Source organism: [Clostridium] innocuum (assembly GCA_012317185.1).
In the GTDB taxonomy this organism is placed as follows: domain Bacteria; phylum Bacillota_I; class Bacilli_A; order Erysipelotrichales; family Erysipelotrichaceae; genus Clostridium_AQ; species Clostridium_AQ innocuum.
Window position 1 is genome coordinate 1,573,778 of sequence record CP048838.1, and the last position, 15,529, is coordinate 1,589,306.

Sequence of the window (15,529 nt, forward strand, 5' to 3'; positions counted from 1 at the left end):
GAAAGTAACCCACAATTCTCACATATGCTTATGATATAATCGTACACAAAAGACAGGAGGTGATGGCATGCATAGCTGTAAGGTACAAAGTCATCCTGCCGCTCATGTGCAGCCGGCAGAATATGAGGAACAGAGGAAACGGGTATCCCTTGGTCTGTTTCCGAGTGCATTATTAAAAGCGCAGGAGCAGGTGATGGGGAAGGAACATGCATGGGAGCTGCGCTATTATCAGCGTGAATTTTCCCTTCCGCTTTCCCGCAATATCTTCGGACTGTTTACAATTCCAGTCTATATCAATCATGTACGGGCTGTTTTTGTTGTGGATACAGGAGCACAGATCAGCGGCATCAAGAGTGAAAAAATTGCACAGCTGAAGCTGAAAAAAACAGGAGGTAAACTGCAGATTGGAAGTATCGGCGGAACCCGGCGGGATATGCAGGGGCTGGTAGCGGACTCCGTCCAGCTGGGGGGACTGGAGGTTTTAAACATGGCGATGATTGCACTGGATTCCTCAGATTTTTCCCTGCGCTTCGGTAACATCGATCTGTTCGGCTTCGACGGGATTCTTGGCTGGGATATTTTGCATCAGCTTGACTTTGAGCTGGATGATGTCGCAAAGCAGTTCATCGTTTTGAAAAACAGGTTTCGGATCCCCTATCCCAATATGCTGAAGGGAAGCTTTCCCTGCTTTCTGGTAAAACGAGCCGATCAGGAGATTTCGCTGTTTGGCTTTGACAGCGGCTCCCGTGTCAGCTGGATTGGGGATCAGGCGATTCAGGAGCATGCGCTCACGGTTGTACATGAAGGCAGTGCCATGGGCTTTGGCGTGCATGGACTGGAAAGGATGGATTTAAAGATTATCAAGCAATGGACGCTTTATCTGGATAAGGCTGAAATCACCCTTAAGGATACGATGACAGGGCGGGTCAGGCTGTTTGATGATTTTGCATTTGACGGAGTATTCGGAAACGAAATCTTCAGAAAGCGCAGAATACGCATCCTGAACAGTGCCAATATGGTACTGCTGGCATAACCCTTTTCCTTTTGGAGGGCTGAAAGTCAGGGAACTGCAGGAGTTTGAACCGACGCTTCCGTTTGTATGCTTTCCACCGCCTCAGCTTCCCGGCGGTTGTTTTTTTTGTCGGATTATAGTATATTTATAGAATGAAATAGGAGGAATGAACATGATATACCATGGAACAATAACAATGGAGAACGGGGCAGAGCTTCCCTTTGAGCTGTATCCGGAGGATGCTCCGCTCACCGTTGAGAATTTCGTCAAGTTGGTGAAGGAGGGCTATTACGATGGCAAAACCTTTCACCGTGTCATTAAAAACTTTGTATCGCAGGGCGGCTGCCCATATGGAACCGGTGCCGGGGATCTGGGCTATACGATTCCCTGTGAAACGGCAAACAACCCGCATAAGCATGAGGATGGAAGCTTGTCTATGGCACATCGCGGTAAGGATACCGGCTGTTGTCAGTTTTTTATCTGCCACTGTCCGCAGCCGCATCTGGATGGGGTACATACCGTATTCGGCAAGGTGACAGACAATCTGGGCGCTGTACGCAATATGCGCAACGGCGATGTTATGAAAAAAGTGGTCATCGAGGAAGTATAAAATGGATGATGTCAAACGACTGGGAACACCGCTGCTGATCATCGTACTTTCAGCCTTTCTTACCAAACTGGTGGAAACCTGGCTGAAGGGCGGCTTTGTACATACGCTGCTGATCATCATCATGGTTGCTTCTCTGTTTATGTTCGGTGTTTCACTGAATCGTAAAAAGCGAAGCAATGCTGTTTTTCGCAAGGTGGTCGCAATCGTTATCGTTCTTCTGCTGCTCTTTATGCAGCTGGGTTATCTGGATCTTGCCATTGTGAACCGCTGGTTTGCATACCTTGGCATGGGGTCCTTTTACATCAATATGCTATATATATTCTGCGGCTATCTGTTCGTGGATTAGGAGGCGGCTATGTTTGGATTTTCTTTTGATAAAACAATGGAGGAAGTAAAGCAGGAGCTGGATGCAGGGAAAGACATCCAGCTGATCGACGTGTGGGAAACGGATGAATATCGGGATGGTCATATTCCCGGAGCGGATCACCTTGCCCTGAGTGAGCTGGAAGACAGGGCAGCTGCTGTTGTGGCGAAAGGGAAGCCGCATTATCTGTACTGCCGCAGCGGGCAGCGTTCCAGGACGGCATTGAAGAAGCTGCGGGCTCTTGGTTATGATGAGCTGTATAACATCGGCGGTATCGTTCACTGGCCCTATGAACAAAAAACAGGGAGTCAGAAATGAGGACAGCACGCCGTATGCGTTTGCAGGGAGCCGGCAATGTACGGGATCTCGGCGGCTATCCCTGTGGGGAAACGATAACGGCATGGCAGTGCTGCTATCGCAGTGATATGCTGAATAACCTGACACAGGAGGACTGGAAAAAGCTGCAGGAAGCTGATATTCAGCTGATTCTGGACCTTCGCGGCAAAACGGAACAGATACAGGCACCCTATGACAGCGAACGCTATGGAATTGCGCGGGTATCGCTTCCCTTTATGAAGGAGGAGGTGCCGCTTGCGGATTCATTGGATGAGCAGGCTCAAAAGAGATTTCTTGACAGTATGAAGCTGGATTATGTGGATATGGTGAGAGCCGTACCGGAGGCGGTATGTGCAGCACTTCGCCATATACGAAATACAAGGAAAGCAGGACATGCAGTCTTGTTTCACTGTACGGCAGGCAAGGATCGCACCGGCATACTGGCAGCACTCCTGCTGAAGCTGTGCGGTGTATGCAATGAGGATATCCTTGCGGATTATCAGGTGTCCGCCACCTATAATGCATTGGGTGTAAACCGGATGCTTCCGGCGGATGTAATGGCGATCCAGGCAGTGCGCGCATTGCTTGACAGCACACCGGACATGCTGCAGCCGCTGCTCACCATGCTGGATGAAGCAGGCTGTTTTTCCTATCTGAAATCCATCGGCATGCGTCAGGATGAGCTGGAAGAGCTGTCTGCACTGCTGCAGGAGCCGTAACGAGCCAGTGCATGCAGGAACTTCATGCTTACTGACAGCTACGCAAATACCACTGTATGTGCAGGTCTGAAATGTCATTGCGACATTCTCCTGCAGATACAGTTTTTTTGTATCGGCGCATATAAAAAAGAAAAACCATACAGCTGAAGCTGCATGGTTTGGATGGTTAGTCTGCTGTTTTCTGACGGACAAGCTCAAAGGCGAAGATTGCCGTAGATGCCGCTGCCGTCATGGCATTGCGGAAATCCTGACGATAGGGAATAAACAGATTCTGGTCGCTGTGATTTTGCACATGCTTACTCAACCCGCGCATCTCACCGCCGATTGCCAGACACAGCTTTAAAGGAAAGGCATAGTCATACAGGGAGATTGCATCCTTGCGCTGTGCACATATAAGCTGTATGTCTGCCTGCTTCATTTCATGAAGCAGAGCCTCCATATCCGTTGCGACAATCAGATTCAGATATTCACTGGCGCCTGCACTGGCTTTGGTAACAACTCCTGCAGCAGTAGTCCAGTTCCGCGGTGGAATGATGACGCCGTCGCAGCCTGCCGCATACAGCGTACGCAGTATGTAGCCGAAATTAAAGGGATCCTCCACCCCCTCGATCAGTGCCAGAAAAACTGAATCCTTTTCAGCGACAGCCTGCAGTGTCTGAAAGCTGCGCTCCCCGCAAAGTGCCAGCAGCCCGCCATGCGTTTTTCCCTGTGCAAGCTCATCAATGGCTTCCCGGCTGTTTTGTTCGATCGGGATATTGCGCTGTGCTGCCTGACGAAGAATAAAGGCGGTATCGCGATCCTTTTTCTTCTCATCGACCATGATTTTTATGATATCCCGCTTCTGAGCGAGTAAAACGGCTTTTACAGAGATATTCCCCTCTACGATATATTGTTCCATACAACAACCTCACTTTTCCTGTTTCTATATTATATAGGAGATGCCGCAACTTTAAAAGGGAATTCTTCAATTCTCGTACGATTCATGGTATGATACTCATGTTGAAGATGAGGAGGGATATCATGAAGGTTGCCGTTGTGACCATGCATGTCAAACAGGGAAAATGTGAGGAAAACGTTTCCTATATGAAACAGATGATTCAGAAGGCCAGAGAGGAACAGGCGGATATGATCGTATTTCCGCAGAATGCCGTCAGCGGATATCTGCTCGGTGATCAGTGGCTGGATGATGACTGGTGCCGCTATGTGGACAGCTTCAATGAAGCACTGCTTGCGGAAAGTGAGGATATTGCCATTGTCTGGGGAAATATCCGCTATCGCAATCGCAGAAGATTCAATGCGGCATTTTTTGCGTATCGCAAGCAGACGCATATGCGGGTTAAGCGGAATACGCCCTATATGGATGATGCGCGCTATTTCGAGGAAAACCCGATCAACAGCGCCATTGAATTTAAGGGACACGTCTTTGCATTGAATTTTGGACGTGAGGTTCAGTTAACAGATATCAATATCAATCTGGATGCCGCAATGTACGAGCTTGATCAGACATACAGCTTAAAGGGCAATGTCATTTATGCCAATGCCCTCGGTATGCAGAACAGTGGCAAGGATGTTGTGGTCATGGCCGGAGGCAGCGGTGTCCGCATGCAGAAGAAAACCATTTATCAGGCTGCTTGGTTTCATGAGGAAATGCAGATTGTAGATCTTGCGGAAACAAGGGAAGTGGAATCCACACAGCCGCAGCTGCTGGATGCGCTGCTTCTGGGAATCCGGGATTTTGATGCGCAGATATTTAATCGTGCAATTCCCTGGATCGTCGGTATGAGCGGTGGGTTGGACAGCAGTGTGACGGCTGCACTACTGGTTGCCGCCCTGGGGCCAAAACGTGTTTACGGCTATAACATAGCAACACGCCACAACAGTACGACGACCATTTCCAATGCTGCTGCGGAGGCGAAGGCTCTGGGCATTGCATATCAGGAGGGAAACATGGAAACACTCGTGCAGGCAAGTGTTGAGCTGTTTCATAAGGAATACGGCTACGCGGTGGAAGCAATGCCTTCGCTGGTAATGGAAAATGTACAGGCACGCTCCCGCGGTTATCTGTTAAGCGGCTTTGCAGGTATTCTTGGCGGTGTTGTTGTGAATAATGGGAATAAGGTGGAAACCGCTCTGGGCTATTGTACCCTCTACGGGGACAGCATCGGGGCATTGTCGCTCATCGGTGATTTGACCAAGGTGCAGCTGTTTGATTTGTCAAAAGCATTGAATGCGCACTTCGGCAAAGAGGTGGTGCCGCTGAATCTGCTGCCGTGCGTGCATGAGCATGGGGTGGATTGGACAATGCCGCCGAGTGCGGAATTGAAGGATGCACAGTTTGATCCGATGAAATGGTTCTATCATGATTATCTCATCGAGCATCTGGGTACAGACCTCAGCCTTCGCTCATTTATGGAGAGCTATGCAGACGGCAGTATCTGGAAGCAGGACATTGCACGCTGGATGAAATATTATCATCTCGATGACCCGGATGCCTTTTTAAAGGATTTGGAGTGGCTGCTGACCACCAGGGCAAAAAACGCTTTCAAGCGTCTTCAGCTGCCACCGCTGTTAAGCGTGCATAAACGAACACTGGCCAATACGAGGGAAGCGCAGATGCGTGAGGACCGCTATGTGTTTGAAGAGCTGAAGCAGAGGATCCTGAATGACTAATACTTTCGAATTTGTAAGAAATGAAACAGAATTTTCATGATAGAATAGATAGGGATGGAGGCGATTTATATGAAATTTAGATTAACCGAGGACATGAGAAAGAAAATATGGCTGTATGTGATTGTGATCGCCATAGGAATCAGCATATATTTCGCTTTCGATAAAATTGATTTCATCATTCGCTCACTCAGACGCGTCTGTTCTCTGACAACACCGTTTATCCTTGGATTTGCGATAGCATTTCTGTTAAATAAACCGATGGAGCTGATTGAAGTAAAGCTGCTTGGAAGGCTCCGCATGAAGCCGCAGCATAAACGAAGCATTGCCGCCGTACTGGCAGTTCTGCTTGGAATCATCATTGTATGTGCCTTTCTGGCACTGCTGCTGCCGCAGCTGTTTGACAGCATCTTTTCCCTGGTGAAGGCATTTCCGGGCTATGTGGAGGATTTCCAGAAATTTGCATTGGATTTTGTTGAAAAGTATGCCATTGATACCCAGCAGGTCACCAATTACATTACGGATACCGATTTCTTTGAAAAGCTTACCGGCTTTGTAACGGATGCACTACCGCAGATGGCAAAGGCCACCTATGCCTTTGGAAGCACACTGCTGAACATCCTGCTGAGTATTATGGCTGGTCTGTATATGCTGATCGACAAGGAACGTCTGTCCGGCTATGCAAAAAAAATCAACTATGCACTGTTTCCGAAGGAAATCAGCGAGTATCTGCATCGTATGGTACTGGCAAGCGGTGATATCTTCAATAACTTTATCGTGGGAAAGGCGATCGATTCCCTGATCATCGGAATCCTCTGCTATATCGGATCTCTGATTTTTCAGTTTCCGTATGCACTGCTGTTATCGGTGATCGTCGGTGTTACCAATATGATTCCGGTATTCGGACCGTTTATCGGTGCTGTACCGGGGATTGTAATTCTCTTCATCATACATCCGATTACCGCATTATACTTTGCACTCTTTGTCTTCGCCCTGCAGCAGTTTGACGGCAATATTCTGGGACCGCTGATTCTGGGGGATAAGCTGGGACTGCCTAGTATCGGTATTCTGTTCTCCGTCTGTGTAGGGGGCGGACTGTTCGGTATCATCGGTATGTTTATCGGTGTACCATGCTTTGCTGTGATTTATATGGCGGTGAAGGAATTTGTAAATTACCGTTTAAAGAAAAAAGAAATTGATCTGGAGAGTATTTCCAGAGAAATGAAGAAGGAAGCGCTGGAGATTGAAGAGCGTATGGAGCAATTGGAAGAATAAAGGCAAGCGGGGATTCTGTGTTCAACAGGCACCGCTTTTCTTTTGGGAGGATCATATTCTGAAAACAGATAGATGCAGTATATATGAAATAAAGGAATCGGATTTGGCGGATGTACGAATTCTTTTTACAGATGATGAGGTACGTACCTATCTTGGTGGTGCTTATGATAAGGCCAGTGCAGAGGAAAAGCTCCGCAATATGATGATGGGGATAGACAATCAGGGCTTTACAGTGCGCAGGACAAGTGATTCTGATTGAAATCGGACCTTATCATAATGGCATGGAGCAGGAGATTTCCTATCAGTTTGCACCGGAGGTTTGGGGACAGGGCTATGCGAAAGAGGCAATCCAGGCTGTTCTTGTATTTCTTTCAGAACAGGGAACGCTGGAAAGCATTATAGCAGAAACGCAAAAGAAAAACATTCGCTCATGCAGACTGCTGGAGGCTCTGGGCTTCAAAAAGCGGGAATCTTTGATACGCTTTCACCAGCCGCAGATGGTATATGGGAAGCGGTTATGCAAAAATATCAAAGCGTATAAGGCATTCAATGAAAAGCTTGAATAGAAGTAAGCGGATAATACTTGTATGCAGTATAGGATGGTGAATGGGGAATCTCCTGAATCGGATAAGGAAAAGAGGCTTCTAAAGCATTGCATGTACGCAATGGTTTAAGAAGCCTTTTATCATCTGTTACGATGAGACTCTATAAAGGTTTTGAACATCCTGATTTAGCGGATACCGGGGTTCCATGAGCCGTCTTTCTTTGCATTGGATATTTCCAGTGTCTTTTCATAGGCGAAGATACCCTTTAGATGGTGCATCTGGAACCGTTCGCAGAAGTAGTCGCATTTGCATAAAAGCAGATAATAGATTGGCAGGCCACAGCCATACACATCACCTCTGTCTTTAAGTATAGCATGCACCTGAGCAAAAAGACACCTTGTATTCCTTAATCCTGTGAAGGGTTTATCATAGACTGCAGGCAGGGAGTATCAGAAAGTAAGGTGTTCATTTGAAGCACTTCCTGCAGATTGCTGTAAATTTGATAACAGCCGGTATGCATAGGAGGCGCATACCGGTTCAGCATTTGACTGTATACATAAGTAGGACCCTATAAACGGATATATCAGACATAGCTGAAAAAGGAAGGGATGAAAAAAGACACCATTCGGTGTCTCAGGCTGCAGACAGGGCAGGGTCGCTTTGTATAGCCTCATCACTCAGTGTGAAGTTACAGCGCTTGGCTTCCTGAATGATGTTCATGATATGATCGGATACACGCTCCACATCTGTAAGGATTTCAGAATAGATGACACAATCCAAGACATTGACCTTTTTCTCCATCAGTCGCTCAATCTGTGCCTGTCGATAGCTTGCGGTCAGCTCGTCAATGCGATCCTCGATCCGTTCGATTTTTTCAAAGCATTCATCCTGAGAATCCAGGCTGTAGGTTGACAGCAGTGAGAAGCTCTTGGAAAGAAGGGAAGCCAGCTGATGCAATTCATCCTCTATGTATTTTGAGCTGGAAAGCTTATTATCCTCATCGGTGGAATACTGTATGATATTGATTGCATGATCGCCGATCCGCTCGATGTCGGAAAAGCATTTGTATAAGGCGTTGCAGGTCGTGGAATCAGACTCATTCATTTTCAGAGAGCTGACCAGCGTCATATAATTGGTGATTTCGTAATTGATATAATCAATGCGTTTCTCGCGCTTTTTAATTTTCTCCAGACTGAAGGCATTCCCGCATAAGGCATCCATGGATTCTGCAAGATTTGTTTCTGCCAGCTGGAGCATTGCCATTGCTTCCTTACGTAAAGAGGAAATGGCGATCGGCACGGAACCGATATTGTCCTCATCTACAAAGGTGAGCGGTATGTTGTAGCCTGCATCCTCAATTTCCTCCTGCTTCACAGGAAGGATTACCTGCGCAAGCTTGGCAAGACGGGAACCGAACGGTATCAGCAGCAGCGTGGTGGCGATATTGAATATCGTATGTGTATTGGCAATCTGTGCCGCCGGATTGGAGGTAACACTTTCCATCCAGGATACAAACGGAACAAGAGCCGCAAACGCCATGAAGACAATTGTACCGATAATGTTAAAGGACAGGTGAATAATGGTTGCCCGCTTGGCATTTCGATTGGCGCCAAGTGATGCCAGTACCGATGTGATGCAGGTACCGATATTCTGTCCGAAAATGATATAGATGGCACTGCTTAACGGAATCAGACCGCTGACAGCCAGTGCCTGCAGGATACCGACGGAAGCAGAGGAGCTCTGAATCAGAGCAGTGAAGCCAGCGCCCAGCAGAATTGCCAGAACAGGGTTGGAAATTGTTGTCATGGCATGAATGAATGCCTCACTTTGCTGTAACGGAACCATGGCATCCTTCATCATATCCATACCGATGAATAAGATACCAAGACCGGCAAAGATCTCGCCGAAGGCATTGACCTTCTTGCCTTTGAGAAACGTGACCAGTACAACACCGAAGATAGCCACAAGCGGTGCGATCTTGGATGCATCCAGGGCAATCAGCTGTCCGGTGATCGTCGTACCGATATTGGCACCCATGATGATCCAGACTGCCTGATTCAATGTCATCAGCTGTGAATTCACAAAGCCGACAACCATAACGGTAGTGGCAGAAGAGCTCTGGATTACTGCTGTGATGGCCGCTCCCACGATAATGCCCAGAAAACGGTTGCTGGTCAGTCTTTCCAGAATGGTTTTCATACGATCTCCCGCAGCCCCCTCCAGACCGGAGCTCATCATATGCATACCATACAGGAACAGGGCAAGACCCCCGAATAATTTCAGAATACTATCAAATGTCATGAATACATAACCTCCTGTTCGAGTATTGTTACGAACATAGTTTTAGTATATCGGGAAACAGATATTCATACAATATAGGTTTTGTTAAGACTCTGTTAATAATTAACACAAAATATTTATAAATCTCATTTGAAACCGTTTTCCAATCGAAAATGTAATATAACGGTTAAGATTTGCAGTGAAATGACTGCATGAGTTGATGTCTTCGCTATCGCTGTAAACAGTAAGCAGGCTGTGATGGAAATACGGAAAATCAAAAAGCCTGCATCTATATCGAGGGAACAAATGTAGGTGCTGTATTGGTTCTTTCTAATTTGGGGTGTATGCAAAAGGGAGACTTCAGCTTCTATTGATACATACAATAGTGATGAAGTCTCCTGTTTTATATTACCCTACAATCGAGAAAGAACCGCTGTATTGCCTGCATGTGGAAAATGCGGTATCTGTGCACGATAAGAGCTGGTGTCTGTTTATGAAATATCGAAGGGATATTTGAATACGGCTGAAATTGAATTTAGGAAAGAACTGCAGCTGCAGTTGTGAAGTATGCGGTTTTCCTGTTCATAAGGATGGTGTTGTGATGCACATGCAAAGTAAATGCCAATAGCTTCCGAAAAAATAAAGCTACACACTGTTTTTTACCCAATGCTGACGCGTTCATCAGCTTTCCATACAAACAGTCTCTGTATACAGCGTTCCTGTTTTACTACCGTTGTAAGTTTTATTATGCAGCACATTCCTGAATCAGCGGCATATCCTTTAATTCCTCGTCATTCAAGGTAAAGCTGCAGCGGCGGCATTCTTCAATAATATTTATGATATGGTCGCTGACACGTTCGATATCTGTCATGATTTCCGAGTAGATAACACAATCTCTCGCATGTATCTGCTTATGCACCATGCGTTCGATCTGCCGGTTTCTGAATTCTGCCGTTAATTCATCAATACGGGCCTCTATGCGTTCTATTTTCAAAAGACTTTCATCCTGTGATTCCAAACGGTTGGTATACAACAGCTGGAAGCTTTTATCCAGCAGCTCCTCCAGCTGCTTCAGCTCCTCACGAATCACACCGACATCCTGCAGACGCTCCTTTTCATTTTTGGTGTATTGCAGAATATTGATTGCATGATCTCCTATGCGTTCGATATCCGCATAGCATTTAAACAGTGCATTGATTGTATTGGATGCAGTGGGATTCATAGGCAGGGTGGATACAGAGGTCATATAATCGGAAATCTGATAATTGATGGAATCGATCCGCTTTTCACGCTTTTCGATATCCTGTATGCTACATGCTTCTTGACAAACGCCGTGCAGTGCTTCGATCAAATTGGTCTGTGCCATTTTCAGCATCGCCAGCGCTTCCTTGCGCAGGGAGGAGATGGCAATCGGAACACTGCCAATATTATTGACATCAACAAAGGCAAGCGGCAGATTTGCTTCATCCCTTTGATACTCTTCTTTGCGTATCGGCATCAGCAGCTGTGCGAGATGAGCCAGACGGTTTCCAAACGGCAATAGAATCAGGGTTGTTACGATATTGAAAATCGTATGGGTATTGGCGATCTGTGCCGCCGGGTTTGCAGTGATTTCACACATCCAGTCCACAAACGGAAAGATATGGATAAAGCAGAAGAACAGCATGGTTCCGATAATATTAAAGGATAAGTGAATAATGGTTGTCCGCTTGGCATTTCGGTTCGCACTCAGGGATGCCAGCACGGCGGTAATGCAGGTACCGATATTCTGTCCGAAGATGATATAAATCGAGCTGGACAGTGGAATCAGTCCGCTCAAAGCCAGAGCCTGTAATATTCCAACGGATGCGGAGGAGCTTTGAATCAGTGCAGTAAAGCCGGCTCCCAGAGCAATCGCAAGCAGCGGATTGGAAATGGAGGTCATGGCATTCAGGAATACAGGAGAGTCCTGCAGCGGTGTCATGGAATTGGACATCATATCCATACCGATAAACAATATTCCAAGCCCTGCGAGAATGTCTCCAATGGAATTGATGCGCTTTCCTTTCAGGAAGGTCACCATGACAACACCGATGATGGCAACCAGCGGGGCAATGCGGGAGGCATCCAGGGCAATCAGCTGCCCGGTAATCGTCGTGCCGATATTGGCCCCCATAATAATCCAGACTGCCTGATTCAGCGTCATCAGTCCGCTGTTCACAAAGCCGACAACCATAACGGTTGTGGCAGAGGAGCTTTGGATAACGGCAGTGATGCCGGCTCCTACGGCAACACCGAGCAGGCGGTTGCTGGTCAGCTTTTCCAGAATGGCTTTCATGCGGTCCCCGGCAGCCGTTTCCAGACCGACACTCATCATATGCATTCCATATAGGAACAGTGCCAGACCTCCCAACAGAGATAATACATTTTGAATGGTCATACATCATCGCTTCCTTTCCTTATCAAGTCGGCTTTAGTATAAATAACGAAGGAAAAAGAAACAAGCAGGTTTCGTTAACATTTTGTTAAAACAGAGAAATACGCTTACGAAATCTTAACAAATTCCACCGTTTATGAATTTGCTGTTTCAAAAGTATAAATAAATTATTAACACAGACAAAGCGAATAAAAAAAAGCCGCCTGTCACTGACAGACGACGCAATGCTATTGCATGGAGATAAACATATCATCATAGGTTGGAAACGGGTAATTATCCGAGGATACCGCTTCCTCAATCGCATCAATCACTGCGCGCAGCTCCTCCATTTTCGGAACAATCACCTGATTGAGATACTGTGCCTTTTCCATATTATCCGGATACTGCTGACGCTCAATCATATGCTTCTTCAAATCATGATAGCGTTCATCAAAGGTGGCTAACAGATCACACAAATGCTTGATTTTCCGCTGATAATAGCTGTTCTCTGTACCAAGAGAATTCTGTGCATCTGTATAAAATTTGATTTCACGAACGAGAGCAGGGAGGATATCCTTTTTACTGATATCCAGCAGCGTCAGCACCTCCGCTTTGACGGATTTACGGTATTCCTCTGTCAGAATATCAACGCGGGCCTCCAGCTCCAGCCGGTCATATACCTTGTTTCGCTCAAACATTTCCACTGCCTTGTCATCCAGCATGGAATAGATGCTGTCCACATAATGCTTAATGTTCGGCAATCCGCGTTCCTGTGCCTCCTGAAGCCATTCCTCACTGTAGCCATCCTTGGAAAAGAGAATACGGGAATGCTTGCGCAGAATATCACGGCAGATGTCCAGAGACTTCTTGCGGATATCGTCAATGTATTTATACTGCTGCAAAGTGTCGGCGATACTGCGCAGTGAATCCGCAACAATGGAATTCAAGATAATGTTTGTCGTTGATGCACTGCGACTGCTTCCTACCATACGAAATTCAAATTTATTACCGGTAAAGGCGAAGGGAGAGGTGCGGTTTCGGTCACTGGTATCCTTTGGTACATACGACAGATTCGCAATCGCATATGGCTGTGTCTCCACATCCGGTTTGATTTCATGTTCACCGTTACGCAGCTTTTCCAGAATGATTTCCAGCTCATCACCCATACAGATGGAAACAACAGCAGGCGGTGCTTCATCAGCTCCCAGCCGGTAATCATTCCCATAGCAGCTTGCCGCCATACGAAGCAGCTCCGGATATGTATCCACAGCCTCGATGATTGCACAGACAAACAGCAGGAAACGAATGTTTTCATGCGGGCGATCCCCCGGCTCCAGAAGATTCTGTCCATCATCGGTAACCAGTGACCAGTTGTTGTGCTTTCCGCTTCCGTTCACGCCCTGAAACGGTTTCTCATGAAGCAGGCATGCCATACCGTGCTTATCTGCCTTTTTCTTCAACACATCCATGATGATCAGATTTTGATCCACCGCAACATTGGCATCGATAAACAGCGGTGCGATTTCAAACTGACAGGGAGCTACCTCGTTGTGCTCGGTCTTTGCATAGATTCCAAGCTTCCACAGCTCCTCATCCACCTCTGTCATGAAGGCCTGTACACGGGAAGGGATGCTTCCAAAGTAATGACCGCGAATATCCATGCTCTTTGGCGGCATGGAACCAAACAGCGTGCGTCCGGTATGCACCAGATCCTTACGCTCCAGATACATCCTTTTATCAATCAAAAAGTATTCCTGCTCCAGACCGACCATGGCATTGACATGCTTGATATCCTTATCTTTAAACAGATTGACAATGCGGGTGGCCTGCTTGCTGATCGCTTCCGCTGATTTTAAAAGAGGTGCCTTTTTATCCAGGGTTTCTCCGTTGTATGAAACAAAGATGGTAGGGATACAGAGAACGTTATCCCGCAGAAAGGCCGGGGAGGTACAATCCCAATACGTATACCCGCGTGCCTCAAAGGTTGCCCGTAAACCGCCGCTTGGAAAAGAGGAGGCATCCCCCTCGCCCTTGATCAGGGACTTCCCGCTGAATCTGGAAATCGGCTGATCGTGATCCCCGGGCTCGATAAAGCTGTCATGCTTTTCGGCAGTGGAGCCGGTCAGCGGCTGGAACCAGTGCGTAAAATGCGTCGCTCCCCTGTCCATTGCCCATGTCTTCATTGCATGCGCAATCGCATCTGCCGTCGGACGATCCAGCGCATCCTCCTTGCGGGTTGCGGTTTTCCATTTTTTATAAATCGGATGAGGGAGACATTCCTTCATCACACATTCACTAAAGAGATTGATTCCAAAATCATCAAAAGGGTGTTTTTCTGCCATGATAGATTCCTCCTATAGTGGAATTTTACTGCAAAATGAATTTTTTGTATATAAAAACTTGAAAAAATTTAAAAATCAAATAGAAAATAGAAAAAATATGGAGAAATGCGAATAAAAATTCTATTTTTGTCATAAAATGTTAAAAAATTCTGTATTGTGGGAAATGATGGGTTCATAGAAAAAAGAATGAAATAATTGGAAAAGTAGAGTATAATATAAATATCGGTAAAGAGGCTGTCAACGCTTTCTATTTCCTGCAGTTCGGCGGTTGAACGCATAAGAACAGCAGGATTTACATACAATGGGGCGAAGACTGCTTAAAAGGAGGAAAAAATATGAACTTAAAAGGAACAAAGACAGAAAAGAACCTGAATGAGGCATTTGCCGGAGAATCCATGGCAAGAAACAAGTATACGTATTATGCTTCCAAGGCGAAGAAAGACGGTTATGTTCAAATTTCCAATATTTTCGAACAGACAGCAAACAATGAAAAGGAGCATGCAAAATTGTGGTTTAAGCTGCTGCATGACGGTATGCCGGATACGGTTACCAATCTGAAGGATGCTGCTGCCGGTGAAAACTTCGAGTGGACAGACATGTATGCACGTATGGCAAAGGAAGCACGCGAGGAAGGCTTTGATGACATCGCTGATACGATGGAAGGTGTTCTGGCTATTGAGAAAACACATGAACAGCGCTATGTTGCTCTGCTGAACAATATTGAGGATGGTACTGTGTTTGAAAAAGCAGAGGAAACCCTGTGGGAATGTCTGAACTGCGGACACCTGCACACTGGAAAAACGGCTCCAGAGGTATGTCCGGTATGCAATCACCCGCGTTCTTACTTCGAGGTTCGCAAAGAGAATTACTAATTCATAGCATAGAAAAGGCTTTTTTCGATAGGAAAGGAGCCTTTTTTTTGCGTCATTAGAAAAAGTATTGGGAAAGTTTATATGTTTTTTAGAAAAGCGTATTGTAAAAAAA

Annotated in this window: 12 protein-coding genes and 2 pseudogenes; 9 read left to right on the top strand and 5 right to left on the bottom strand. The window is 46.3% G+C overall.

Going from position 1 to position 15,529, the window contains the following annotated elements; all coding sequences use genetic code 11:
- Positions 1–67: 67 nt before the first annotated feature.
- The 5 genes from G4D54_07560 to G4D54_07580 all read left to right on the top strand — a co-directional run bounded on the left by G4D54_07560 (position 68) and on the right by G4D54_07580 (position 3,041).
- A complete protein-coding gene (locus G4D54_07560; GenBank protein QJA02291.1) occupies positions 68–1,033 on the top strand; it encodes a clan AA aspartic protease in 966 nt (321 codons plus the stop codon).
- Positions 1,034–1,184: 151 nt separating this feature from the next.
- Positions 1,185–1,622, top strand: coding sequence for a peptidylprolyl isomerase (locus G4D54_07565; protein ID QJA02292.1), 438 nt, complete (start codon positions 1,185–1,187; stop codon positions 1,620–1,622).
- Position 1,623: 1 nt separating this feature from the next.
- A complete protein-coding gene (locus G4D54_07570) occupies positions 1,624–1,968 on the top strand; it encodes an amino acid permease (GenBank protein ID QJA02293.1) in 345 nt (114 codons plus the stop codon).
- Positions 1,969–1,977: 9 nt separating this feature from the next.
- Positions 1,978–2,304 carry a rhodanese-like domain-containing protein gene (locus G4D54_07575; protein QJA02294.1) on the top strand — a complete coding sequence of 109 codons (327 nt, stop codon included), beginning with the start codon at positions 1,978–1,980 and terminating at the stop codon, positions 2,302–2,304.
- Positions 2,301–3,041: a tyrosine-protein phosphatase gene (locus tag G4D54_07580; GenBank protein QJA02295.1), complete on the top strand. Its 741-nt coding sequence runs from the start codon at positions 2,301–2,303 to the stop codon at positions 3,039–3,041. Before G4D54_07575 ends, G4D54_07580 begins: the two co-directional genes overlap by 4 nt.
- Positions 3,042–3,207: 166 nt before the next feature.
- Here G4D54_07580 and G4D54_07585 read toward each other — a convergent pair whose 3' ends face one another.
- Positions 3,208–3,939, bottom strand: coding sequence for an RNA methyltransferase (locus G4D54_07585; GenBank protein ID QJA02296.1), 732 nt, complete (start codon positions 3,937–3,939; stop codon positions 3,208–3,210).
- A 122-nt stretch (positions 3,940–4,061) separates the two neighbouring features.
- Here G4D54_07585 and nadE point away from each other — a divergent pair, with 122 nt between their 5' ends.
- From nadE to G4D54_07600, 3 genes and pseudogenes are all read left to right on the top strand, one after another.
- Positions 4,062–5,711 carry an NAD(+) synthase gene (nadE, locus tag G4D54_07590; protein ID QJA02297.1) on the top strand — a complete coding sequence of 550 codons (1,650 nt, stop codon included), beginning with the start codon at positions 4,062–4,064 and terminating at the stop codon, positions 5,709–5,711.
- Positions 5,712–5,780: 69 nt separating this feature from the next.
- Positions 5,781–6,983 (top strand): AI-2E family transporter, encoded by a 1,203-nt coding sequence (locus G4D54_07595; GenBank protein ID QJA02298.1) that lies wholly within the window; start codon positions 5,781–5,783, stop codon positions 6,981–6,983.
- Between the two features lie 55 nt (positions 6,984–7,038).
- Positions 7,039–7,549, top strand: a pseudogene (locus G4D54_07600) (GNAT family N-acetyltransferase).
- A gap of 164 nt (positions 7,550–7,713) precedes the next feature.
- Here G4D54_07600 and G4D54_07605 read toward each other — a convergent pair.
- The 4 genes and pseudogenes from G4D54_07605 to G4D54_07620 form a co-directional block, all read right to left on the bottom strand.
- Positions 7,714–7,878: pseudogene (locus G4D54_07605) on the bottom strand (hypothetical protein).
- 283 nt (positions 7,879–8,161) lie between these two features.
- Positions 8,162–9,829 (bottom strand): Na/Pi cotransporter family protein, encoded by a 1,668-nt coding sequence (locus tag G4D54_07610; GenBank protein ID QJA02299.1) that lies wholly within the window; start codon positions 9,827–9,829, stop codon positions 8,162–8,164.
- A 724-nt stretch (positions 9,830–10,553) separates the two neighbouring features.
- Positions 10,554–12,227, bottom strand: a complete 1,674-nt coding sequence (locus G4D54_07615; protein ID QJA02300.1) for a Na/Pi cotransporter family protein — start codon at positions 12,225–12,227, stop codon at positions 10,554–10,556.
- 224 nt (positions 12,228–12,451) lie between these two features.
- The gene (locus G4D54_07620) at positions 12,452–14,545 is read right to left on the bottom strand and encodes a glutamine synthetase type III (GenBank protein QJA02301.1); all 2,094 of its coding nucleotides are present in this window, start codon (positions 14,543–14,545) and stop codon (positions 12,452–12,454) included.
- A 335-nt stretch (positions 14,546–14,880) separates the two neighbouring features.
- On the opposite strand from G4D54_07620, the gene G4D54_07625 reads away from it, so the two are divergent.
- Positions 14,881–15,417, top strand: coding sequence for a rubrerythrin family protein (locus G4D54_07625; GenBank protein ID QJA02302.1), 537 nt, complete (start codon positions 14,881–14,883; stop codon positions 15,415–15,417).
- Positions 15,418–15,529 lie beyond the last annotated feature (112 nt).